Genomic DNA, 22211 nt, shown 5'->3' on the forward strand with positions numbered 1-22211 from the left:
GTGCTGCCAGATCCTGCAGATCTTCAGCGCTTATGCAATATTACGAACGACCTGCTTCAGCGTATCAGAAACGCTCTTTAGCATATTGGTACGCAAATTGCTGATTGCTGACCAAGTGTTCATTGCAATCTGCATGGCAAACATACGCTCGGTATCGGATAAGTTACCATTGGATTCGATAGCTTTGATTTCAGCTTCGATGCCAGCCATCTTGCCGCCGAGATATTGCTGGCTCCAGAATAGATCCATGCCATCCCTTTGATCCAGCACATAGGATGAATCAGCATAATTAGCCGGCTCAGGCAAATCGCCTCTAATTCCTACACCAACGTCATATTGGGTTGCCATGATAAAACTCCTCGAGCATCAACTGGCTAGCGGACTATGTCTCTAGCAGCCTTAATAGCAGCATTTATAATGACTGACTTGTCATAAATGTCAACTGTTGCCCCTTTGGTAATGATGCTTTTAATCTCTGTCTCAATATCATCAAGAGCTTGGTTAATACTTTCTAATGTTTTTTCATTGGCATCAGTTACCTGTGGCGCTGTGATTTCTTCGACAGATAGGGATGCCGTTGATGGTGCGTGAACTTTAGCTTCAGCTTCTGGTGTCTTGTCGGCTGTCTTTGGTGGCTTAAAAAGATCTCCGAACATGGTCAAAAATCCTCCTGCAGCGCAAGCGCTTCTAATTTGGGCCGATTCAGGATGATGATTGAACGATCCTGCATTGATATCCATTTATCGCGCTCCCAGGTTTTAAGAGCGCGGTTGACGTTACTGCGGGCGCCGCGAGCCATTAAGCCTAGATCGGTTTGTGTAACCATAGCGCCAACGTATGGGTATGAGCGTTGATCGATCAGCGTGTGTGTACCGAGGCCATCAGCGAGTCGCAATAGCGCTTGCGCAATGCGTGCTGCCAATGTTTTCAGACTTAGCATCCGGGTCAATTCTACATAAGCACGATAGCGTTTGGCGACGACATGTGCGATCGCAGCGCTTATTTGCGGGTGACGCTCACGCAGTTGGCGGTATTGGTGCAGCGGTACGGCCGCGACCACTACCTCACCAATCGCTGTAGCCATGTCGCAATGAGTGCCGCCCTCAAATATGCCAAGCTCGCCAAAGCTTTCACCCGGAGGGAGAATGCCGCATAAAACTGCTGATCCATCCTCCATCAGATACGACAACCTTACATAGCCTGATCGAATAAAATAGAGGTAATCCGCATCATCATCCTGCAGGTAGATCAGATCATGGGGGGCAAATGTCCGTGTGATCAGGGATGCAGCCAGCGCCTGCTCGGCTTCCACGCCCATATTCTGAAATTCCTTGCTCCCCAGGAATGCGCATCTTGCATCAGCCGGTGCGGCTATTTCTGCAGCTCTGCCAGTTGATGATGCAAGATGTTCAACCTGTTTGTACGGTCTGTTTCTGGGTGCATCCAGGGTGGCAGCAACAACAAGTGAAGCGGGGTTCTTCGGGGGGCTTAATGTCCGATTCATGCTGCGATTGCCCTTCTCAGCCTTACAAGGGGATAATGGGCAGGGCACGGCATAGGCAGAGTGGATGTGTCAGGATGAAAAATCGGGGAATGTGGACGCAAGCTATCCCTGCTCCGCGCCTCTACAGGTCGATGACCAGACGGGGGGTGAGCCGTGCCTGTAATGTTACCCTGGCGCTGCAACGCATCCTCCGTGGCAATGGAGCTGGAGCATTTGCTGATTGGGGTGTTATGCACAGGCTCGTACAGCTGAAATGCCCTCAAAACTCGCATGTGTAGCAGTTGATGCTGCCAATACGCCTCAAGAATGCCACACTCTGATAAATTTGTCATCAAGCCCTGTCAAAAATTGCGATTTTCCTGGGAGTTGTTAGGCAGGAAGGTGCTGTTTATATTGGATGTCCAGAAGATCGAAGGTAATATGTTCCATTGCTGTAGTGACATCGTTTGGTTACGGTGTAATTAAGCGCTGAGAGAGATCGAGGGGTGTCCATTACGGCCAGCTCAGGAAATGCTGCGGGAACACTAAATGACGGATGAGGGTTTGACTGATCCCGATGCAATGAGCGCCGGCGTAACGGATGGCACAATCCTCAAAATTCTGAGTGGCGTGCAGTCCGGCGTTGAAGTCTCGCTGTCACCTGGGCTTTATACGCTTGGGTCCGGGGGTGACGATGATATTCAGATCATCGATGTCAGTCTGGCTCCTGGCCATTTGCAGTTGCGGGTTGGTGCTGGTGCCATTCAGGTTAAAGCTGCGGCTGGTTCTGTGCGCACCGGTAACGGTATTGCTCTGGATCCTGACAGCGAATGGCATGAAGTTGAGCCGCTTGATATTCTGACAGCAGGGACGACGCGCCTTGCGCTCGGGCCTTCTACCGCAGCCTGGACTTCCGTAACTGATATTGATGACGAGAAAGCTCCTGCAGAGAAAGAGGAAGCTGCGCCAGAGCGTCAAACCCTATCAGATATTCTGGCGCGTATTGACCTTCGTAAGCAGGCCTTACCTTTGCTTGCATTAGTGATGGTGTTGGGGCTGGCCATTTGGTACCTCGCATCTGATGGTGCAGGGCGTTCGGATAATGCCGGCATTACGCCCGCGAATGTTGCCGAGGTGCGCGCTGCTTTGGTGCCATTGCCTTTTGCACGTAACATCGAAGTGCGCCAAGAGGTTGATGGTACCATCTATGCAACTGGCTATGTTGATTCGACGGTAGAACGTCGCGCAGTTGCTGGCGCAATAGAGGAAACTGGCGTACCGGTGCATCTGCGTGTGTGGGTGCTTCAATCCATGCGGCAGGAAATCGAGGGGTTGATTGCAGCGCAAAAGCGCAATGTTACCTTTGATATTTCCCGCACCGGTGTTGTTACACTCAATGGCCTCATTCCTGATGATGCTCAAGCGGCGCAATTTATCAGTACCATACGGGAAGGGGTGCTGGGGGTAACGTCTGTTGAGTCCAATTTGCGTACGCCAACAAGCCTTTTAGCTGATGTAGAGAAACTGGCTCAATCATCGCGCATTAAGCCATGGGTGTTATTTCGTTTTGATCAGGGTGTGATTGAGGCAACCGGGGCATTGCCTGCAGATGAAGTAGATTCCTGGTCTGGCTTCCTGCAGGTGTATGCGCGGCGCTTCGCTCCTGATGTTGGGTTGCGCTCATTTGTGCAGTTGCAAGATATAAATGTTCCTCCTAGCCATGCTATTACAATTGGCGCTGCTGCTCAGAACACGGGCGATGTTGAGGTTGATGTTTCGCGTATACAGCAGGGAAATTTCACCTCGGAAGATGTGTTGATTGGTGCCCCTCAAAGCAGACAATCAATTTCGGAGCCAGTTCAGCAGCCATCCTCCAATGAGGCCGCGCCAAATACGGGGGGGCTGCTGCCCGGCAATAATTTCCCGAGTGCTGCTGAGATGGGGTTGGATCAGTCCGCTAATGCCCCTGATTCAGATGTAGGGCGGTCGTCCGATGCGGCTGTTTCTGGACGTTCTAACCTGTCATCCTTACGGCCAAGGGTAGGAATGCAATCACTTTTGGTTGCCCCCGCTGCGGATTCTGAAGCAGTGAAAGCCGAGGTGCGGATAAGTGCCGTACCTGGAGAAGGGGTGGGAATGCGTGCATTGCAGGTTCTGCCGCCACGTGAAAAAATGACCGCTCCGGTTATGGGGAATATTAGCCTTTCTTCGGATGGTATTTCTCCGGTTTCAAGAGCAGGCATGAGGGCGCTTATTGTCTCGCCCGCCGAGGAAGAGCCTAATACGAATGTTATTGCTACTGTGGGAATCAGCGGTAATTCTGCATGGTTGGGCATTGAAGGTTTTAATGCCCCACTCCAGAGCGGTAGCGGGGCTTTGCAGAATAATGACGCCTTGAATGCATCTCTCTCCAACAGTACGCGGCTGCTGCTTGAGCAATGGCGCGATGGGCGTTTGCAGGGGGGGGCAAACGCGAACTCTCTTATGCAGGCACTTGAGCGGTTGAGCAGGGAAGGTGGAGCTGGTGGGGCCTCGCGTTTGGCTCGCCAACAGCTTTATGATCGCTATTTGCCCGCTGCTTCGGGGCGGGTTGAGTTCAGAGAGGATGCTGGCCAGCATCAGATCTTCAACGCCCCAGGATGCCGCTACGGCACTGTTCTGGCTCGATATTCTCAGTGTTGGGCGAACATTATCTTTATCGAGCTTTGACGCCGATAATTTGCTGGCGTTGATGGAGGTGGCGATGAATCCTCGCCGCGTTACACGCTGTATCGAGCGCGCCTTCCCTGACACAGACATAATCACCAACTCAATTTATCTGCGAGAAGTAAAGCGCAACCCAGCGTTCATCCGGTTCATTCTGCGCGATATTAGCCCATTCACGCTGGATGTAGCGGGTGCGAGCCCTGCTGGCGAGGTGCGCTTCATTCAAACGCAGGACGGCGTGAAAATTCGAGAAGGCGCATCCCCCACTGATAGCAGCAGGCTGTTGGTAGTAGGTGAGCTTGGTTCGATCGTTGAGGTGCCTAATGGTTTGGCATCACTCGTATATGGTCCAAACCTGGTATGGATACTGGATTAGAGAGGCTGAGCTTCACATTATAGGATGTCGCAGAAGCATATTGTGAAGCCAGCTAGTTGTTTTGCCCTTTGGTAATGTCAGCGCGGTGATCCCCGTTTTCCATATCGAGAACACCGTGATTAAGAGGGCCATGGTAGAGCTTGTCTTTATTGCGCTCTACCCAGGAAAGCACCTCAGCAACAACGTCGAAAAGATCGTCTGGAATAAATTCGTCGATCTCGACATCAGCATAAAGTTTGCGTGCTAAGGGGACATTGAGGAATACCGGTACGCCTGCGGCTTCTGCTTCCGTTCTTAAATAATGAGCGTAAACGTTGCGGCCCTTGGCGGTTACAACCGGCAGCGGCATCTTATCCGGGTTGTAGAGAATAACGACAGCAAAATGCGTGGGGTTCACCACCACGGCTGTGCCTTTGCGTGCTGCACCTCCACCCCCGCCCATGGCCATTTCTTGTGCAAGTTGTCGGCGCTTGCCTTTAATGTGTGGGTCGCCTTCGCTTTCCTTATACTCGCGCTTCACCTCGTCCTTGGTCATCATCAAGCTTTTGGTGTGTGCGTGGCGTTGATAACCAATGTCAAATAGTGCAACAGCCAAAAAGGTGAGGCCAGAATACATAAAGGTTTGGAACATAAAATAAGAGGTCACGGCCGTTAGGCATGGCATGCCGCATGAAACAGACGCTATGTATGCCGAGATAGCATTGCGGACGACGAAGTATAGCAAGATGGACAGGATGATGATCTTGATGATCGATTTGAGCGTCTCAACCAGCTGTTTCATCGAAAAAATACGTTTGAAACCAGCAGCAGGACTTATTTTCTCAAGTTTCGGGGTAATTGATTCAAACGACATCAATGAACCGACTTGAAAATAGTTGGCCGCAATACCAGCCAAGATCGTTACACCCAAGACGGGCAGAATCACTATTGCAGCATCGCGCGAGATAATATCAACGGCTTTGAATGCATTGACCTTGAAGTCTCCGATCGACAGAACCGCTATTTCATCAAACATGGTGATCATTGCGGTCATAAAGCTGTCCCAGGTCGCCCAAATCAGCCAGATGATCGAAAAGAGGGAGACTGTGGTCACAACTTCGGTGCTGCGTGCAACCTGCCCTTTCTTGCGCGCATCGCGCACTTTTTTCGGGGTAGGTTGTTCAGTTTTTTCGCCTGACGACTGCCCGCTCATGCTCTAGCCCCGGATTTTAGAGCGCTGGATGTTCTGATGGCCTCAGAACGGCGTTCTAATCTTTATGCTTTGCCGCAACTTGACGTGCAAGCTGATGATCAACTGTAGCGCAAACTGCTTTAATGCGGTTGGCTCATGGCGTAACGCCTGGTGGAACGGGCGGAAGTAAACCAAGAATGTATCCTACGTAATCATGCATCACATATATATTGGATTCTGCATAACGGATCATCGTTGAGAAATAGAAGATCATCATAATGATGGCAATAAGGCTCTTGATAGGCATGGCAAGTACGAAAACCTGTACCTGAGGCGCAAAGCGACTAACCATAGCAAGCGCGAATTCTGATAGAAACATGACAGCAATAATCGGTCCAGCCACAATAACGATAAAGCGCATTGCGTGATCCAGGGCTGCTAGCATGAATACAGGGAATTCGCGCGAAATTTCAGGGATGAAACTCGTCACAGGCCATAGCGTATACGACTGATACAGAAGCCCAAAAATAGGCAGCATCGCTCCAGTAACGAAGACATATGTAATGAAGATATGCGAAAACATGATGCCGAGCGGCGAGGCTTCATGCCCCTGCATCGGATCGATACTCGCCGCAATAGCCGCGCCGCGCTGATTATCGATAAACGCACCAGCTGCTTGCACAGACCAGAAAATCCAGCCTACGAGGTGCCCCATGGTAAAGCCAAGTGCGTATTCCTTGGCAAAAATCATCATGTAATGTGACAACGATCCATCAAAGGCTGCCGCCTGCTCCATATTGATGGGCACGATGATGATTGATAACGACAATATGCAAACGTTACGGGGAAGGTGCGGGATCGCGCTTGAACTCAGTAACTGAGATGTTGACAAAAAAGCATGGATACGCGGCAGCGATAGCATAAGCGCCATCAACTCCACGTGGAAAAGCCGAGCAAAAAGAAGGTAAACCTCCTTAAACTCGTTCATGTCATGCTCGGAAAGTCATTAAAGAGCTTGAGTGTGTAATTCAGGATTTCGCTGCCAAGCCAACCGGACATTGCCGCAATAGTTGCTGCGACGGCAATTAGCTTGATGGCGAACGACAGGGTTTGTTCCTGAATCTGCGTCAGAGCCTGAATAAGGCTTATGAGCACGCCGACAACCGATGCAACGATAATAGGCGGCATCGACAGCAGCATAACGAGGATCATCGCTTCCGTAACCTGGCGCAGGGCGATATCTGGCGTCATGACATTTTCTCCAAATCAGCGCCTGCAAGGCGCCCCCTCATGAATGCAATCCCGTTTTGTGCGGGACTGCTCGTATATATTATGACCTGGCCGCTGCTATACGATGTAGGTTTTGACGAGGCCAAGAATAAGCCGCGACCAACCATCGATCATCACGAATAGAAACAGCTTGAATGGTAGCGAGATTGTGAGCGGGCTAACCATCATCATACCCATGGCGAGCAGAATATTGGAGACGATAAGGTCAATCGCGATAAATGGTAGGTAGAGCAGGAAGCCGATTTCAAACGCTTCACGTAATTGGCTGACAGTAAACGCGGGAAGCACTACGGCGAGGCTCTCTGTCGTCAATTGTGATGATAGGTTTTCAGGCCACAAGCTGCGCGCGGCTTCAACAAAGAATATCTTTTCACGTTCACTCGCATGGGTGCTCAGAAACTTCAGCAGGGGATCTTTGCCTACATTATAGGCCGCCTCAATGCCCTCTGCCGTTGTAAATACATGATTGCCCTCCTTCAGAAGGTCATATGTTTCAACAAACACCGGCAACATAATGTAGCCTGAGAGAATAATCGCCAGGGCATTCAGCGCCATATTAGGCGGGATTTGTTGCACACCCAACGCGTTACGTACAAGCTGGAAAACGACCGACAACTTGACGAACGACGTAGCAACAACCGCCATGAATGGCACCATTGCTGCCGCAAACAGAACGAAAATGAGATTTAACGGATCGACCAAGTGTGCCCCCCATCCACCAATTGGATGTCCGGTTTAGATTGCGCTGATCTTCACACCCTCGGTGTGAAGTCAACATCTCCTGGAGCGTTTTCGGGAAAAGCGGCGACTACTTATTCCGTTTGAAAACGCATCAAATTAATAAGTTGGCTTTTAAACAGCCTGCACCTTGCTTGAACCAATCAAAGATGCACCCGTTTGTCTTCTTGATTAGCTACGTAGAAACAGTTTCGATAATCTCACGGCCAGACGGTCGTCGATGGCGATCAGATCGCCGGTAGCAATAGTGCGGCCATTGGCGCGCAATGTGACTTCCACCCGGTCTGTCAGCGCAGGTGGATCCAGCGCAACCACCGCGCCTGGCTGCCAGGTCTCGATCTCAGCAAGTGTGAAATCACGTTCGCCAATATCGAAATCGATCGTGATACCTAGATCAGATAACCGTACGCCATCAGGCACCAGTGTTTCTTCAACCCAATCAACCACGGGTAGAGCATCAGTGTGGACATCGTCCTGAGGCAACGATGTTGCTGTTACGACATCGTCATCAGAAGATGCAAGGTCTTCGTCCACATTGTCAGCGTCTATTGTCGTTTCTTCCCTGGTTTCCTGCTCAGAGCTGTCTCTAGTCCATGCAGTTAAGGCCAAGGGCGCCATCTCATCTTCTGACATAGGTGTGGCTGGATCGGTTACCTCTATCTCCACAGGATCGGAAGTTTCCGTGAGAAGAGGAGTATCGGTAGACTGTGACAGTGCTGGCGTGTTGTTGCCTTCTTCTGCGAGTGCCTCTGTGGTCTTTTGGGTCTGCACCTGATCTGTCACGTCTCGTTCCTTGACTCGCTGCCGTTGCGATTCCTGTGTTCGTTTTCTCTGGCCTGCCAGTATCCATGCCCCGCCGCTGGCGTGAAACTCCCACACGGCTTTGTCCACACGCACTAATTGCTGGTTCTGGGGCGCAGATGGCAACACGATGACTGCCCCTTCAGTCAGCTGTGCGAGCTGGCGGGGGAAAAACGTGGCTGCGCCCAGTGTATATGTCGCGGGAATAGAAATGCTTGCTTTCGCGGTTTCCTGAATAGCAATGGGCTTCACCCCTTCGCTTCCAGCGATTGCAATCAGCTGATTGCGCGCGCACCCGATACGCAGCGTGATCGGCTCTTCCGCAATGTTTTCGAGTATCACATCAAACCATGCAAGGTCTGCCGGGAGCTTATCTTGTAAAGCACTCAATGGCTGCGTGGAGAGAATAGCGATATCCGCTGCACCATTCTCCAGCGTTTCCTGCAAGGCGTTCTGTGCAATGAGGTTTACCATCCCCTCAATCAATGCATCCCGTAATGCTTTCGGGAGCGCAGGCAGATCATCAACTGAAAGAGTGGCTTGAAGCATCGACTGAAAAGGAAAATGTCGCCAGACAACAAAAAGCACAGGTGCAAGCGGCGACGCCCCCATCTTGACATGCGTACATAGAGTGCGCTCGTCAGGTGCATCAACGGGCTCAAACGCAGCATAGACATTGCCGCTTAATGGAATGGTGGTGCGGGCATGCGTGAGTATGGCATTCCACAGAGCATCCTGATGCCCAATACCCAACAGTTGAGGTGGCTGCCAATTTAGTGCACTCATGTAAGGGAATCCGGGCGTTTAAACGGAGAATCTGTTATCGGTTGCACGGCGCTATCGTTATCGGAAGCACTGTCGCTGGAGGCGGGCGCAGAAAGCACACGCACATTGCGATTTCCAAATCTTTTGGAAAGCCTGTCAGCAAGCGATTGGGCTTCGCCAGCTAACTCGACAGCGCCCGACAGAACTACGTCGAGGCCAGTTGCCGACATACGTATGGTGATCGCATTGAGGCCCTCGACAAGACCAGCCACATTAATGCTGATGCTATTGATGCTGGCGGACGAGGCCGCAAGTTCGGCTTGAATTGCTTGTGTCACCCGTCCTTCGATGGCGGATACGAGTTCCTGTGCGCGCGCAACAGCGGTGGGGGCCTGCACGGCGTTAGGCTGTTGCAGGGTTGCAAACATTGGCATTGTTGAGCCGGTCGCAATGCTTGTCGCGAGCAACTGCTCTTCATCAGCCATCACTTCAGGACTATTACCATCCTTATGCGCGAAAAGCTGGCTAAGAGACTGCTGGCCGGTAGCTTGTTGATTTGATTGTTGTCCGAACTTGCCAGGGTTTCCGTGCATCAGGCCTGAAACAGGGTCAAACGTTTTCGCTGCCTCATCTTGCTGCGAACCATGGGCTTCAGCGCTAGAACTGGCAGTGGAATCCGTTGTGTTTTGCTTCGCTGCATTCAAGCTCCGCTGGAAATCACCTGCGCGTGCGGCTAGCGCTGCCTGTTGGTGTGCATCGCCGGGCTGTTGCTGCTTTTCATGTCCACCGGCGCGTCGATCGGCGCCATCCTCTTGCGGCCCCTTGTTATCAAAGCCGGCAAAGCGCTCATCATTGCGGGAGTCACGAAAACCACGCGCATCATCCTGATCCAGAATATCATCGCGATTGGTTTGGTTCGTACTGTTGCTTTTACCGTAAGCGCCGATAAAGCTCATGCGATCCTCCTCATAGGTCTGGAGAACAGATCCTCGATCTCGATTTCTTCTTTGCGCGTGGCTTCATCGTCAGCCTCGGCCTGCATGGTTTCCGTGATGGTGATGTACTTGTCACGGTTTCTTACGGCAGTGCGGTAGGTATTGATGGCCTCAACCAGCTCATCCTCAAGACGTTGTTCAATTTGGCGGGCGCGATCCCAGTCATCCTTGAGTGCGATATATTCTTTCTCAAGCTCAACAATCTTCGCACGCACATCATCAATGCCATCAACATCGACAATTCGGCCCATCACTTCGTCGTAAATCTGGTTTTCGCGTGCGGGCATTGTTTCGCGGAAGCTTTCTGCGATTTGGAGCGCTTCTTGTGTTTCAATGCGCGCGCGTTCAGTCTGCACCTGCTTGGCACGCATGGCGCTAAGAGCTTTTTCCTGCTTCAACTCCTTGATACGTAACAGTGCTTTCATCTGTCCGATCATTGTACGAGCCTCGCAAGTTTGGTCAGCGTGGCTTCGTACGTTTCGAATTCATCTGTGCGCTGCCGTAAGAATGCGTTGATATCCTTGTTTTTGGCGACTGCTATATCAGTCTCTGCGTCATTGCCAGGTTTGTATTCGCCAACTTTAATGAGCAAGTCCACGTCGGCATAAGTCGCCAGCCACTGGTTAATCTGGCCAGCCATCTCGCGATGTTGAGGAGAGATGACGGCGTTCATCACGCGGCTTTTGGAGGCCAGTACATCAACGGCCGGATAATGGTTCGCTGCCCCAAGCTTGCGGGATAGAATAATATGGCCATCAAGAATGGAGCGCGTCTCATCTGCCACCGGCTCGTTCATGTCATCACCTTCGACAAGTACGGTGTAAAGCGCGGTGATGGAGCCCTTATCATTCATGCCCACACGTTCCATTAGCTTGGGCAACATGGCGAAAACGGAAGGCGGAAAGCCGCGTCGGGTTGGCGGCTCGCCAGCAGCAAGGCCAATTTCACGCTGTGCGCGGGCAAAGCGGGTGACGGAATCCATCAAAAATAGCACGCGTTTGCCCTGATCGCGGAAATATTCCGCGATAGCCGTTGCTGCGAAGGCAGCTTTAGCGCGCTCCATCGAGCTACGATCGGAGGTCGCGACTACGAGCACAGACTTGGCCAACCCTTCTGGCCCCAGATCATGCTCAATGAATTCACGCACCTCTCTGCCGCGCTCACCCACGAGCGCCATGACAGTCACATCGACATCCGCGCCCTTCACCAGCATGGATAGCAATGTTGATTTACCACCGCCAGCGGCGGCAAAAATACCCATACGCTGGCCTTCACCGCAAGTGAGAAGCCCATCAAGCACGCGCAGGCCAAGCGATAGCGGCTGATCAATGATGCGGCGTTTCATAGGATCGGGCGGATCCTGATACAGTGGATAGTGCGTATCGGGGAAGAAAGGCGTGGTTTTGCCGTCGATAAAGCGGCCCATACCATCGAGTACACGCCCCTGCAGGCCAGGGCCAACTGCAATCGATTGCACGCGGCCTGTGCGGCGCACCTCGGTGCGCGGTGAAATGCCCTGCGTTTCACCAATGGGTGAAAGCAAAGCTTCATCACTTAGAAAGCCAACGCACTCGGCTAATAGGCGCGCACCACTGGAACGGGTGAACAGTTCGACAATTTCGCCAACCTGGATTTCTGGGACCGAGGCATGAATAATCGTGCCAACAACTTTCCGCACCTTACCTGTCGCCGTATAGGGGAAAAAGGTATTGGAGCGTTCACCCATGCGTTCGCTAAAGCGCTGTAAACGCGCGTTGATCAACTCATCACGTTGTTCGATGATGGCGGTTAGTTCGCGAGGAGGAACGCGGCAATGGGCGCCGATCAAGCTGGGTTGAGAAGCCTCATCGAAACCCGGCATTGTTATCGTGCCATCGGGCAGGGGGCTAACGCTCATCGTCGTCAGCCTCCTCATCATCGTCTTCGTAATCTTCTTCGTCTTCGTCCCAGTTCTCTTCCTCGTCCCAATCCTCTACGTCATCCAGCTCGGAAGGATCTGTTAAAGCGTCGTCTTTTGCATGCAGCTCCGCATCTTCTGCATCGCCATTAACTGCTAGTACAATGTCTTCATCAGGCACGGCACCTGGCAGCATACCGCGAATAATGTTGTCGAATTCAGTCAACCGTGAACCCAGATCACCCTCGATACGTCCCACGCTCGTTTCGACCACCACGTGGGGCGCTGAAAGGGATGCATCTTCAACCACTTCGAGCAGATCAAAGCCTGGAAAGTCCAGAAGGATACGCGTGACGGCTTTGCGGAAATACGCCAGCTGTTCCGGAGAAACACGGATTTCCGCCTTCTTCTCACGCCGCATCTGTTTCAGGGCACCCCTGACAATTGCTTCTGCTTTCGTGGCGTCATCAAAGCCATCTACCAACTTGCGCATTGATACCATGAGGATATTGGTGAGATCCTGCTCAAGCGCTTCAATCCGTCGATCGAGGTCGGCACTCTGATGCAGCATGAGTTCGACAGACTGCATCTGACCTTGCGCAAGCCCTTCTTCATAACCACGTTGCCGTTCGGCCTCACGCACTTCTTCCGCGTTACGCACAATGGCAAGTGCTTGGGCACGTGCGTCCTCTAACAGCTGTGTGGCTTCACTTACGGGCGCTATGGCCTCAGGTGCAATAACCTGTATGCCTTCCGACAAGCGAAAGCCCAGATCTTTCAGCTGACTGACATCTTTCAAGCGATAGTATGCGACCACGGCTCAAACCTCCGACGAAGCAGTCTGATGATATGTGCACCATGCCTTTCGGTCATGGCAGTGGTCTTGGGGGCATTATCTCTGGCAGCTGAGCGTGAGGCTTGTCGAAATGCAAGCAATGGTGTGAGCGAAGGTTCGTTCATATCGACGAAATCGTGCAGCACTCTTTGCCCTGTTGCGATGATCGCCATACCCATATCATGCGCTGGCGCATCGCCGCGGGCAAAAGCAGGGGGGATGGAAAACGAGCCATCATCAAGTTCAGCGAGTGCCGCATGCAGCATTGGTGCTTCACGGGTAGCGATGCGATATGTATCTGCGCCCATTAATCTCTGCAACATTTCACGCTCAGCCTTCAGGGCGCGGGCAAGGAAGTGTTTGTGCAATACAATTGCCCCAACCAATAGGCTGGACTCTGCTATGTGGGCGGGGTCACCTGTTGCAAGCAACAAAGAAAGCTGGCTGGCGCTGTTATGGCCTAATCTGCGCAAGTGCTTCGCATCAATTGTAATCTTGTCAAGACCTGAAAGATGCGCTGCCGCCCGGTTCAGGGGCCCTACGAAAAAAGGATGCTGCGCGATCTTGCGTGCATCATCCAGAGTGAGAAGCCCGAAAGGCGCATGATCGATGTTTAACGCCTCTAGTGGACGTGCAATTGCTGCCGCTATTTGAGACGTGATTGCGAGTGATATCGGGACAGCGTGTTGGATGTCATGGGCTAGCGAACGTGGGTCAGCTTTTAACGGCAGTTGATCTATGCCCAAGAGCTCATCATGGGACGGCAAACCAGGTTCCTGCAGCTTGGGAGCTGCGAAAAACTCCTCATCTTGAAGCAATGGAGGAGCAATAACTGCTTCTGTAGCACCTTCGGCGCCTGTCAAGGCGCTGGCCATAGCACACCCCCTGAAGCACCTTGTTCAAACCGTTTTTGAAACAATACATGCAACAATACCTTACGCGCGCCACGTTGTTGCGTGTCGCGCGTTAAGGCTCCATTCTGGAAGATGCATCTATGCTGGTTTGCGGGAGTGCTCCCTGTGCTTCTCATGTGATTTCAGGCGCAGAGGATCTGCCGCCTCCAACATCTCCTGACATACGCTTGTTGCGGGCACGCCAGAACAGGAATGCACCACCCAACGCAGCCAGAACCAGCACGACAATGATGCCGATCAACATATAGAAAATTTCCCAGAAACCTTCCCGTGTCGCTCTCGCGTACTTCCAGCCCCGGAAAGAGCTCAACCGTAGTGTTCAACCGTGCGGAAATTTCAGATTTCATCGGTACCGTTTCCGAAAGGATAACGGTGACACTGGCATAATCCAGCCCTTCAATCGCACTGCTCACCAAACGGCGAATCTGTGGTACGAAAAAGTCGAGATCAACACCAGCTTGATGTTTTATGAACACTGCCGCGGAAGCGGGTGGCGCTGTCTTGCCCATTTGTGGAGGGTCCGGCTGCACGATTATGCACGCGCGCGGCTACCACGCCATCGATAAAACTCAACGTGCGGGCAACTTCATCGCCCAAAGCGCTAATGTAGCGTACCTTTTCCTCAAATGGTGAGGACATGATACCGGATTTCTGAAAGACCTCATTGATCGATGCATGGGTGACTGTTGGCAAGCCCTTGCTCTCAAGCAATGCGAGGGACTTGAGAACATCCCGGTCATTGACGCGGATTGCGAAGCCATCCTTACCTGAGACAACTTTTTCCGCAGGAATGCCGCTTGTAAGCAGTGCAGCAAGCATCTGATTGGCCTGCGATTCCGCAAGGCCGGTGTAAAGCTCACTCTTGCAGCCAGCAAGAAGCAGTCCCAAACCAATAACTAACCATACCGCAAACTGACGCCACCCACGCGGACGATAATCAATTCGCATAGCCCCAAACGGCTGCACTCGGTTCACTTACTGACCCTTCATCAACTGATCAACAACTTGAGCCGCCTTACCCGTCAGCTTCGATGTGATGTCTAATAGCATAGTGTATTGCACCATTTCCCTCTGCATGTTCAGCATTGTTTGCTGATCCACAAGATTGGAGTGCACTACATCACTGATGTTATGCTCACGAACGTCGAAAAAGCCGCGTATTTTCTGCATGCCACCTAGAATGGTATCGCCGGAGCTGGGCGCCTGTGTCGCATTTGCACCATCTAGTGCCAACGCCCGGCGTGCGCGGGTCTGGTCATCTGCAGAGGCTGTCGCGCCCGTGTTATTAACCGCCGGCGTTGCATTGGAAGCTGCAACTTTTTCGATGCCCTGGTTCTGGTGCTTAAGGGCTTGCGCAAACGCATCCGCGCGCGCGCCAATCTCCTGTACACTACCTACAGCTTTCTTGACCGGAGCAGCAGCATTCGCAGGATCGATGTCAAGGAGAGGTAAGGTCGTTGCAACCATAATATAGCCTCCATTTCCCCCAAACAATACCTCAATAAGCCTTGTTATGCAACGCCGCTTTTCTGAATTTATGAGCGGGACTACTTTTGGCGGGGGCTGTATTATTTTACAGATTAGATCGATTTGTAGATTTAATCATATTAAATAGTTTATTTTGTATGAAAAAATAGTATATTTTACGTGTGCTTGTGTTTGGTGTGACAAATACAAATATGATGATGTTGTTTCCAACGTCTTGGCGACTTCTAGGCGCATTATTTACTTTATTAAGAACATATGACGTACTTCAAACCAAAAGTGGTAACATTGTGCCATTATATGTTTTTTAAGCAAAAGCAGCGCTCACGTTTGGAATATAGCGTCAAGCGCAATGATTTCTCTCCAGGTGTATCAAGAATCAAAGAGGCGCCATTTGCAGGCGCCCCTCTATGAGAGTGTCATATATCTAGCGCGGAAGTAGGCTTTCACCCATGAGATAAGTGTCGATGGCGTGTGCGGCTTGTCTGCCTTCGCGGATGGCCCAGACCACTAATGACTGGCCACGGCGCATGTCTCCGGCTGCGAAAACCTTATCGCGTGAGGTGCGATAGGCCTGCGTGTCGGCGGCGACATTGCCGCGTCTATCAAGCGCGACAGCTGCCTGCTCCAACATGCCTTCATGCAATGGGCTGGCAAAGCCGATGGCAATGAACACGAGATCAGCACGACGAATGAACTCGCTACCAGCAATTGGCTTGCGTCGCTCATCCACACGGGCGCAGCGCACGCCTGTCACGATGCCATTCTTACCTTCCAACCCCAGCGTAGCAGCCTGAAATTCGCGTTCTGCCCCTTCTGCCTGGCTGGAGGAGGTGCGGAATTTCGTAGGCCAGTAAGGCCATACCGTCAGCTTATCCTCCTGAAGAGGAGGCAGGGGACGGATATCGAGCTGCGTTACCGACAGCGCACCCTGCCGGAAGGCCGTGCCGACACAGTCAGATGCCGTATCGCCACCACCAACCACCACAACGTGCTTGCCAGTCGCAAGAATAGCCTCTTCATGTGCAGACAATGTCTCGCCGCCGTTGCGACGGTTCTGTTGGATCAGATAGGGCATCGCGTAGTAAACGCCCTTCAGGTTTGTGCCTGGCAGCTCAGGATCGCGTGGCTTTTCGGAGCCGCCCGTCAAGAGCACAGCATCAAAGCCTGATGAAAGCTCGTCGAACGATTGTGTGACGCCGACATTTACCCCGTAATGGAAGCGCACGCCTTCGGCTTCCATCTGCACTACGCGTCGGTCGATGTGGTGTTTTTCCATTTTAAAGTCTGGAATGCCATAACGCAGCAAGCCGCCTGCCTTTGGTTCACGCTCAAACACGTGCACCTCATGGCCTGCCCGTGCCAGCTGTTGCGCTGCTGCAAGACCTGCCGGGCCAGAGCCGATGATTGCTACGCGCTTGCCTGTCTGCTGGGTAGCGATTTCGGGAACGATCCAGCCTTCCTGCCAAGCCTTGTCAGCGATGGTCTGCTCGATGGTTTTGATCGTCACCGGCATGTTTTCGAGGTTCAGCGTGCAGGCTTCCTCGCATGGGGCAGGGCAGATGCGGCCAGTGAACTCGGGGAAGTTATTCGTGGAATGAAGGTTGAGAGAGGCCTCCTTCCAGTCCTGATGATAGACGAGATCATTCCAGTCCGGGATCTGGTTATTGACCGGGCAGCCCGTGTCACCGTGGCAGAAGGGAATGCCGCAATCCATGCATCGAGAGGCTTGCCGCTCAACGTCTTTATCGTCAAGTGGTAGTGTAAACTCGCGATAATGGCGCACACGGTCGCCGGCTGGCTGATACTTGCCTTCCTGGCGATCGTATTCGAGAAATCCTGTAACCTTGCCCATTGTCGCCTTCCTTATTCCGCAGCCTGCAACACGCGCGCCCGTTCCATATCGCGGATGGCACGACGGTACTCAACCGGCATTACCTTCACAAATTTGGTCCGGGTGTTCTGCCAGTCATCCAGAATGGCGCGCGCCAGTGTGGAGCCGGTGTAGCGGACGTGGTTGGCGATGAGCTGTAGCAACCGCTCTTCATCATGGCCGGACATGTTCGCCATGATATCGATGCGGCCCTTTGTTTCCAGATCACCGCTGTGGTGATGGATGCGTTCTTGCAGTTCTTCTTCTTCCTCAACGGGTTCCAGATCGACCATAGACAGGTTGCAGCGCTTGGCGAAGCTGCCATCCTCGTCGAGCACATAGGCAATGCCGCCCGACATACCTGCCGCGAAGTTGCGTCCGGTTTGCCCCAACACGACAACGACACCGCCCGTCATGTATTCGCAGCCATGATCGCCCGTGCCTTCTACCACCGCGATTGCGCCGGAGTTACGCACGGCAAACCGCTCTCCAGCCACGCCACGCAGATAGCATTCGCCCGCGATGGCCCCGTAAAGCACCGTGTTGCCCGCGATGATGGAGCGCTCAGGTTTTGCTTGCATGCCAGGCGCAGGGCGAACGATGATCTTGCCGCCCGATAGCCCCTTACCGACGTAATCATTCGCCTCGCCTTCAAGATCGAGCGTAACGCCTGCCGCCAGAAAAGCGCCGAAGCTTTGCCCTGCCGTACCAGTGAGTTTCACGGTGACGGTATCGTCTGGCAAGCCTTCCATGCCATAACGCTTGGCGACCTCGCCTGACAGCATTGCGCCTGTCGTGCGGTCCACACTGCGGATTGTACGTTCAAGCGTAACGGGTGTGCGGTTGTTGAGGGCATCTGTGGCATCAGCGATTAGGCCGATATCCATAACGGCATCAATCGGGTGATGCTGCCGTTCAGTATGGCGCAGTGGGCCGGTTGCGGAGGGCTTGTGCAGCAGGCGCGAGAAATCGAGGCCCTTTGCCTTCCAATGTGATAGTGCTTCGCGTTGATCGATGAGATCGGTGCGGCCGATGAGTTGCTCGAAACGGGTAAAGCCCATTTCCGCCATTATCTCGCGCACTTCCTCGGCCACGAAGAAGAAGTAGTTGACCACATGCTCCGGTAAGCCCTTGAAGCGCTTGCGCAATACCGGATCCTGCGTGGCGACGCCAACCGGGCAGGTATTGAGGTGGCACTTGCGCATCATGATGCAGCCAGCAGCAATCAGCGGTGCGGTTGAGAAGCCGAACTCATCCGCGCCCATCAGCGCACCGATGACAACATCGCGACCAGTGCGCAATCCACCATCAACCTGCAGCACCACGCGGCTACGAAGGCCATTGAGCACGAGCGTTTGCTGGGTTTCAGCAAGCCCCGGCTCCCAGGGTGAGCCAGCATGTTTGAGGGAGGTGAGGGGGCTTGCGCCCGTGCCTCCTTCATAGCCCGAAATCGTGATGTGATCAGCCCGTGCCTTGGCAACCCCTGCTGCCACCGTGCCCACGCCCGCTTCCGAGACGAGCTTGACGGAGACATCAGACGCCGGGTTGACATTTTTCAGATCGAAAATGAGCTGCGCCAGATCCTCAATGGAGTAAATATCGTGATGAGGCGGGGGTGAGATCAGTCCAACGCCTGGTGTCGAATGACGCACGCGGGCGATAACTGCATTGACCTTATGGCCGGGCAACTGCCCACCTTCGCCAGGCTTGGCGCCTTGCGCCACCTTGATCTGCATCATGTCGGCGTTGACGAGGTATTCAGCTGTCACACCAAAGCGCCCCGACGCGACCTGCTTGATAGCCGAGCGGCGTGAACGGCCATCTGCCATCGGCACGAAGCGCTCGGACTCCTCGCCGCCTTCACCGGTATTCGACTTGCCACCGATGCTGTTGAGTGCGATAGCCAGCGTCTCATGCGCTTCGCGAGAGATGGAGCCGAACGACATTGCGCCGGTTGAAAAGCGCTTCACGATGCTCACGGCTGGTTCAACCAACTCCAGCAGAACCGGCTTGCGTGCCTGTTCGGCCGCTCCCTTCAGCCGGAACAGGCCGCGGATTGTGTTCAAGCGGTTGTCCTGATCGTTGATGCGGGCTGCAAAACTGCGGTACTGGTCCTGCGCGTTGAGACGCACGGCATGTTGCAGTTCCGCGACGGAATCAGGCGTCCAGGCATGGTCTTCGCCACGGATGCGATAGCCATACTCGCCGCCCACTTCCAGGCTTGCACGCAGTACAGGTACATCAGAGAATGCAGCCTGATGGCGACGCACGGTCTCTTCCGCGATTTCGTCGAGGCCAATGCCTTCAATGCCGGTTGCGGTGCCGAAGAAGAAGCGGTTGATAAACGCGGTGTTGAGGCCGATGGCATCGAAAATCTGCGCGCCACAATAGGATTGGTAGGTGGAAATGCCCATTTTGGACATCACCTTCAGCAGGCCCTTATCGACTGCCTTGATGTAGCGGTGCACGAGTTCTTCTTCGGTGACTTCCTCGGGGAAATCGAGCGCTTCGTGCATGGATAGCAGCGTATCGAAAGCCAGATACGGATTGATCGCCTCCGCCCCATAACCTGCCAGACAGGCAAAGTGGTGCACTTCGCGCGGCTCACCTGTTTCGATCACAAGCCCGACAGAAGTACGTAGTCCCTTGCGGATCAGGTGGTGATGCACGGCGGCGGTGGCGAGGAGTGCCGGAATGGCGATACGATCTGGCCCTACCTGACGATCTGACAGAATGATGATGTTGTAACCGCCATGCACGGCAGCTTCCGCACGATCACACAGGCGTTCCAGCGCGCCTTCCATGCCCGCAGCGCCTTGCAGTGCGGGGTAGGTCATGTCAAGGGTTTTGGTGTCGAAACGATCTTCATAATGACCAATGCAGCGGATCTTTTCGAGGTCCTCATTCGTCAGGATAGGCTGGCGCACTTCAAGGCGCTTTTTGCGTGAGGTGCCTTCCAGATCGAGGATATTGGGGCGCGGGCCGATGAACGACACCAGGCTCATCACCAGCTCTTCGCGGATCGGATCGATCGGGGGGTTTGTTACCTGTGCGAAGTTCTGCTTGAAGTAGCTGTAAAGCGGCTTTGACTGCTTCGACAGCACCGAGATCGGCGCGTCGTTGCCCATAGACCCAACAGCCTCCTGCCCTGTTACCGCCATGGGTGGCAGTACCAGCTTGATGTCTTCCTGCGTATAGCCAAACGCCTGCTGGCGATCGAGCAAGCTCACGTCGGTGCGCGAAGCGCGTGCCTGCACTGGCGGCAAGTCTTCCAGCACGAGTTGTGTGCGATCGAGCCATTCGCGATAGGGATGCGCCTGTGTGTAGAGACTCTTGATCTCCTCATCGGGCACAATGCGGCCCTGCTCAAGGTCGATCAGCAGCATCTTGCCTGGTTGCAGGCGCCATTTTTCGATGATCTTCTCTTGAGGGATGTCAAGCACGCCCATTTCGGATGCGCCAACCACGAGGCCGTCATCGGTGACAACATAACGGGTCGGGCGCAGGCCGTTACGGTCAAGCGTAGCGCCAATCTGGCGACCATCCGTGAAGATGAGGGCGGCCGGGCCGTCCCACGGCTCCATCAGCGCGGCGTGATATTCATAGAACGCGCGCCGTTGCTCATTCATCAGCGGATTGCCTGCCCACGCCTCCGGCACCAGCATCATCATGGCATGTGCCAGCGGGTAGCCGCCGCGCACCAGAAACTCCAGCGCGTTATCAAGGCAGGCGGTGTCGGATTGGCCTTCATATGAAATGGGCCACAGCTTGCCGATGTCATTGCCGAACAGCTCGGAATCGACAGAGGCCTGACGTGCCGCCATCCAGTTAACGTTGCCGCGCAGCGTGTTGATTTCGCCGTTATGGGCCATCATGCGGTACGGATGCGCCAGTGACCACGTAGGGAACGTGTTGGTGGCAAAGCGTTGATGCACCAGCGAAATGGCGCTCTTGAAACGCGGGTCAGTCAGATCAAGGTAATAATCGCCCAGGCCAGTGGCCAACAGCATGCCTTTATAAACAAGCGTGCGCGAGGACAGGCTGACCGGATAATAGCCCGCCGTGCGGGGGTCATTCATATCGTAGACAGTGTTCGACACCACCTTTCGGGCGATGAACAGACGCCGCTCGAACTCATCCTGCGTGGCGATCAAGGGGCCACGCCCTACAAAAATCTGCCGGTGCTGTGGCTCACTCGGGCGCACCGATTCACCCAATCCCGCAGGATCAACAGGTACGTTGCGCCAACCGAGAAGCACAAGCCCTTCATCGGCAATCACCTTCTCCACGATATTGGTGACAATGCGAAACCCGTCGCCATCGCGGGGCATGAAGAGGTGCCCGACCGCATATTCACCCTGTGCAGGCAGCATAAAGCCAAGCTTTTCGGCTTCATCCTGAAAGAAGGCGTGCGGAATCTGCACAAGCATGCCACAGCCATCACCTGCCTTGGGATCGGCCCCCACCGCACCACGGTGATCGAGGTTTTTGAGAATGGTCAGGCCATGCTGAACGATTTCGTGCGAGGGCTTGTTGTGCATGTTTGCCGCAAAGCCAACACCGCATGCATCGTGCTCATTGCTAGGATCATAAAGACCTTGTGCAGCTGGCAAGCCATTTCGCGTTTTTTCAATGGAAGCTGTTTTATCAATGGATGTTGCGGCGGCAATATCGTGAACGCCCGTAGCCTGGGCTTGCGATTGCTGCAATCCATGATGAAGCTTCTCATTGAAGTTGTTCATTTTCTTCTTCCTGTACGCGGCCGTGAAGGCCTTCTTGGCAAGAGCGTCGGCGAAGCAGGCGGCGGGCTGATGGTGCCCGCAGCGGGGTCGATTGTAACGGCGTCGAGTCGTTCGGCACCGTTATTGGTGAGCTGGCAGGT

20 protein-coding genes are annotated in these 22211 nt (G+C 53.6%); 2 read left to right on the forward strand and 18 right to left on the reverse strand.

The features are described 5' to 3' along the window. Positions 1–30: 30 nt before the first annotated feature. Genes VRZ32_RS06300 through VRZ32_RS06310 form a run of 3 tightly spaced genes read right to left on the reverse strand, consistent with a single transcriptional unit; the run spans position 31 to position 1504 of the window. Positions 31–348, reverse strand: a complete 318-nt coding sequence (locus tag VRZ32_RS06300) for an EscF/YscF/HrpA family type III secretion system needle major subunit (RefSeq protein WP_414524824.1) — start codon at positions 346–348, stop codon at positions 31–33. A 26-nt stretch (positions 349–374) separates the two neighbouring features. Then, entirely contained in the window at positions 375–656 is a 282-nt protein-coding gene (locus VRZ32_RS06305; RefSeq protein WP_414524825.1) for a hypothetical protein, read from the reverse strand. A gap of 2 nt (positions 657–658) precedes the next feature. After that, on the reverse strand, positions 659–1504 hold the full coding sequence (locus VRZ32_RS06310; RefSeq protein WP_414524826.1) for a Crp/Fnr family transcriptional regulator: 846 nt from the start codon (positions 1502–1504) through the stop codon (positions 659–661). A gap of 528 nt (positions 1505–2032) precedes the next feature. Here VRZ32_RS06310 and VRZ32_RS06315 point away from each other — a divergent pair. Both VRZ32_RS06315 and VRZ32_RS06320 read left to right on the forward strand, forming a co-directional pair. Next, positions 2033–4192: an FHA domain-containing protein gene (locus VRZ32_RS06315; protein WP_414524827.1), complete on the forward strand. Its 2160-nt coding sequence runs from the start codon at positions 2033–2035 to the stop codon at positions 4190–4192. Between the two features lie 34 nt (positions 4193–4226). Beyond that, entirely contained in the window at positions 4227–4565 is a 339-nt protein-coding gene (locus VRZ32_RS06320) for a hypothetical protein (protein ID WP_414524828.1), read from the forward strand. A 52-nt stretch (positions 4566–4617) separates the two neighbouring features. On the opposite strand, the gene sctU is transcribed toward VRZ32_RS06320, so the two are convergent. From sctU to gltB, 15 genes are all read right to left on the reverse strand, one after another. Further along, positions 4618–5757, reverse strand: a complete 1140-nt coding sequence (sctU, locus tag VRZ32_RS06325; RefSeq protein WP_414524829.1) for a type III secretion system export apparatus subunit SctU — start codon at positions 5755–5757, stop codon at positions 4618–4620. A 133-nt stretch (positions 5758–5890) separates the two neighbouring features. Then, complete coding sequence (gene sctT / locus VRZ32_RS06330; protein ID WP_414524830.1) at positions 5891–6724, reverse strand: type III secretion system export apparatus subunit SctT; 834 nt, start codon at positions 6722–6724, stop codon at positions 5891–5893. Then, complete coding sequence (sctS, locus tag VRZ32_RS06335; RefSeq protein ID WP_414524831.1) at positions 6721–6987, reverse strand: type III secretion system export apparatus subunit SctS; 267 nt, start codon at positions 6985–6987, stop codon at positions 6721–6723. Before sctS ends, sctT begins: the two co-directional genes overlap by 4 nt. A 96-nt stretch (positions 6988–7083) precedes the next feature. After that, on the reverse strand, positions 7084–7683 hold the full coding sequence (gene sctR, locus VRZ32_RS06340; protein ID WP_414525059.1) for a type III secretion system export apparatus subunit SctR: 600 nt from the start codon (positions 7681–7683) through the stop codon (positions 7084–7086). 252 nt (positions 7684–7935) lie between these two features. Next, positions 7936–9351, reverse strand: coding sequence for a FliM/FliN family flagellar motor switch protein (locus VRZ32_RS06345; RefSeq protein ID WP_414524832.1), 1416 nt, complete (start codon positions 9349–9351; stop codon positions 7936–7938). Beyond that, positions 9348–10286 carry a hypothetical protein gene (locus tag VRZ32_RS06350; protein WP_414524833.1) on the reverse strand — a complete coding sequence of 313 codons (939 nt, stop codon included), beginning with the start codon at positions 10284–10286 and terminating at the stop codon, positions 9348–9350. The genes VRZ32_RS06345 and VRZ32_RS06350 overlap by 4 nt, the downstream gene beginning before the upstream one ends. Next, positions 10283–10762, reverse strand: coding sequence for a type III secretion system stalk subunit SctO (gene sctO / locus VRZ32_RS06355; RefSeq protein ID WP_414524834.1), 480 nt, complete (start codon positions 10760–10762; stop codon positions 10283–10285). Before sctO ends, VRZ32_RS06350 begins: the two co-directional genes overlap by 4 nt. Next, entirely contained in the window at positions 10759–12051 is a 1293-nt protein-coding gene (gene sctN, locus VRZ32_RS06360) for a type III secretion system ATPase SctN (protein ID WP_414525060.1), read from the reverse strand. Before sctN ends, sctO begins: the two co-directional genes overlap by 4 nt. A gap of 160 nt (positions 12052–12211) precedes the next feature. Next, entirely contained in the window at positions 12212–13039 is an 828-nt protein-coding gene (gene sctL / locus VRZ32_RS06365; RefSeq protein WP_414524835.1) for a type III secretion system stator protein SctL, read from the reverse strand. Next, positions 13018–13932, reverse strand: coding sequence for a hypothetical protein (locus tag VRZ32_RS06370; RefSeq protein WP_414524836.1), 915 nt, complete (start codon positions 13930–13932; stop codon positions 13018–13020). Before VRZ32_RS06370 ends, sctL begins: the two co-directional genes overlap by 22 nt. A 151-nt stretch (positions 13933–14083) precedes the next feature. Then, the gene (locus tag VRZ32_RS06375) at positions 14084–14215 is read right to left on the reverse strand and encodes a hypothetical protein (protein ID WP_414524837.1); all 132 of its coding nucleotides are present in this window, start codon (positions 14213–14215) and stop codon (positions 14084–14086) included. A gap of 203 nt (positions 14216–14418) precedes the next feature. Next, a complete protein-coding gene (locus tag VRZ32_RS06380; protein WP_414524838.1) occupies positions 14419–14946 on the reverse strand; it encodes a hypothetical protein in 528 nt (175 codons plus the stop codon). Continuing rightward, a complete protein-coding gene (gene sctI / locus VRZ32_RS06385) occupies positions 14947–15438 on the reverse strand; it encodes a type III secretion system inner rod subunit SctI (RefSeq protein WP_414524839.1) in 492 nt (163 codons plus the stop codon). Between the two features lie 445 nt (positions 15439–15883). Continuing rightward, entirely contained in the window at positions 15884–17311 is a 1428-nt protein-coding gene (locus VRZ32_RS06390) for a glutamate synthase subunit beta (RefSeq protein WP_414524840.1), read from the reverse strand. Positions 17312–17322: 11 nt separating this feature from the next. Continuing rightward, complete coding sequence (gltB, locus tag VRZ32_RS06395; RefSeq protein ID WP_414524841.1) at positions 17323–22071, reverse strand: glutamate synthase large subunit; 4749 nt, start codon at positions 22069–22071, stop codon at positions 17323–17325. Positions 22072–22211: the final 140 nt, after the last annotated feature.

Origin of the sequence: Pseudochelatococcus sp. G4_1912, assembly GCF_047501465.1 — a bacterium.
GTDB lineage: Bacteria > Pseudomonadota > Alphaproteobacteria > Rhizobiales > Beijerinckiaceae > Pseudochelatococcus.

What these genes read in the sequence shown, in the direction of transcription:
- sctT (WP_414524830.1), bottom strand. Translation starts at nt 6,724, where the DNA reads ATGAACGAGTTTAAGGAGGTTTACCTTCTTTTTGCTCGGCTTTTCCAC.
- VRZ32_RS06370 (WP_414524836.1), bottom strand. Translation starts at nt 13,932, where the DNA reads ATGGCCAGCGCCTTGACAGGCGCCGAAGGTGCTACAGAAGCAGTTATT.
- VRZ32_RS06320 (WP_414524828.1), top strand. Translation starts at nt 4,227, where the DNA reads ATGAATCCTCGCCGCGTTACACGCTGTATCGAGCGCGCCTTCCCTGAC.
- sctR (WP_414525059.1), bottom strand. Translation starts at nt 7,683, where the DNA reads ATGGTGCCATTCATGGCGGTTGTTGCTACGTCGTTCGTCAAGTTGTCG.
- sctU (WP_414524829.1), bottom strand. Translation starts at nt 5,757, where the DNA reads ATGAGCGGGCAGTCGTCAGGCGAAAAAACTGAACAACCTACCCCGAAA.
- gltB (WP_414524841.1), bottom strand. Translation starts at nt 22,071, where the DNA reads ATGAACAACTTCAATGAGAAGCTTCATCATGGATTGCAGCAATCGCAA.
- VRZ32_RS06305 (WP_414524825.1), bottom strand. Translation starts at nt 656, where the DNA reads ATGTTCGGAGATCTTTTTAAGCCACCAAAGACAGCCGACAAGACACCA.
- VRZ32_RS06350 (WP_414524833.1), bottom strand. Translation starts at nt 10,286, where the DNA reads ATGAGCTTTATCGGCGCTTACGGTAAAAGCAACAGTACGAACCAAACC.
- VRZ32_RS06345 (WP_414524832.1), bottom strand. Translation starts at nt 9,351, where the DNA reads ATGAGTGCACTAAATTGGCAGCCACCTCAACTGTTGGGTATTGGGCAT.
- VRZ32_RS06310 (WP_414524826.1), bottom strand. Translation starts at nt 1,504, where the DNA reads ATGAATCGGACATTAAGCCCCCCGAAGAACCCCGCTTCACTTGTTGTT.
- VRZ32_RS06375 (WP_414524837.1), bottom strand. Translation starts at nt 14,215, where the DNA reads ATGTTGATCGGCATCATTGTCGTGCTGGTTCTGGCTGCGTTGGGTGGT.
- sctI (WP_414524839.1), bottom strand. Translation starts at nt 15,438, where the DNA reads ATGGTTGCAACGACCTTACCTCTCCTTGACATCGATCCTGCGAATGCT.
- VRZ32_RS06315 (WP_414524827.1), top strand. Translation starts at nt 2,033, where the DNA reads ATGACGGATGAGGGTTTGACTGATCCCGATGCAATGAGCGCCGGCGTA.
- VRZ32_RS06300 (WP_414524824.1), bottom strand. Translation starts at nt 348, where the DNA reads ATGGCAACCCAATATGACGTTGGTGTAGGAATTAGAGGCGATTTGCCT.
- sctO (WP_414524834.1), bottom strand. Translation starts at nt 10,762, where the DNA reads ATGATCGGACAGATGAAAGCACTGTTACGTATCAAGGAGTTGAAGCAG.
- VRZ32_RS06390 (WP_414524840.1), bottom strand. Translation starts at nt 17,311, where the DNA reads ATGGGCAAGGTTACAGGATTTCTCGAATACGATCGCCAGGAAGGCAAG.
- sctS (WP_414524831.1), bottom strand. Translation starts at nt 6,987, where the DNA reads ATGACGCCAGATATCGCCCTGCGCCAGGTTACGGAAGCGATGATCCTC.
- sctN (WP_414525060.1), bottom strand. Translation starts at nt 12,051, where the DNA reads ATGGGTGAACGCTCCAATACCTTTTTCCCCTATACGGCGACAGGTAAG.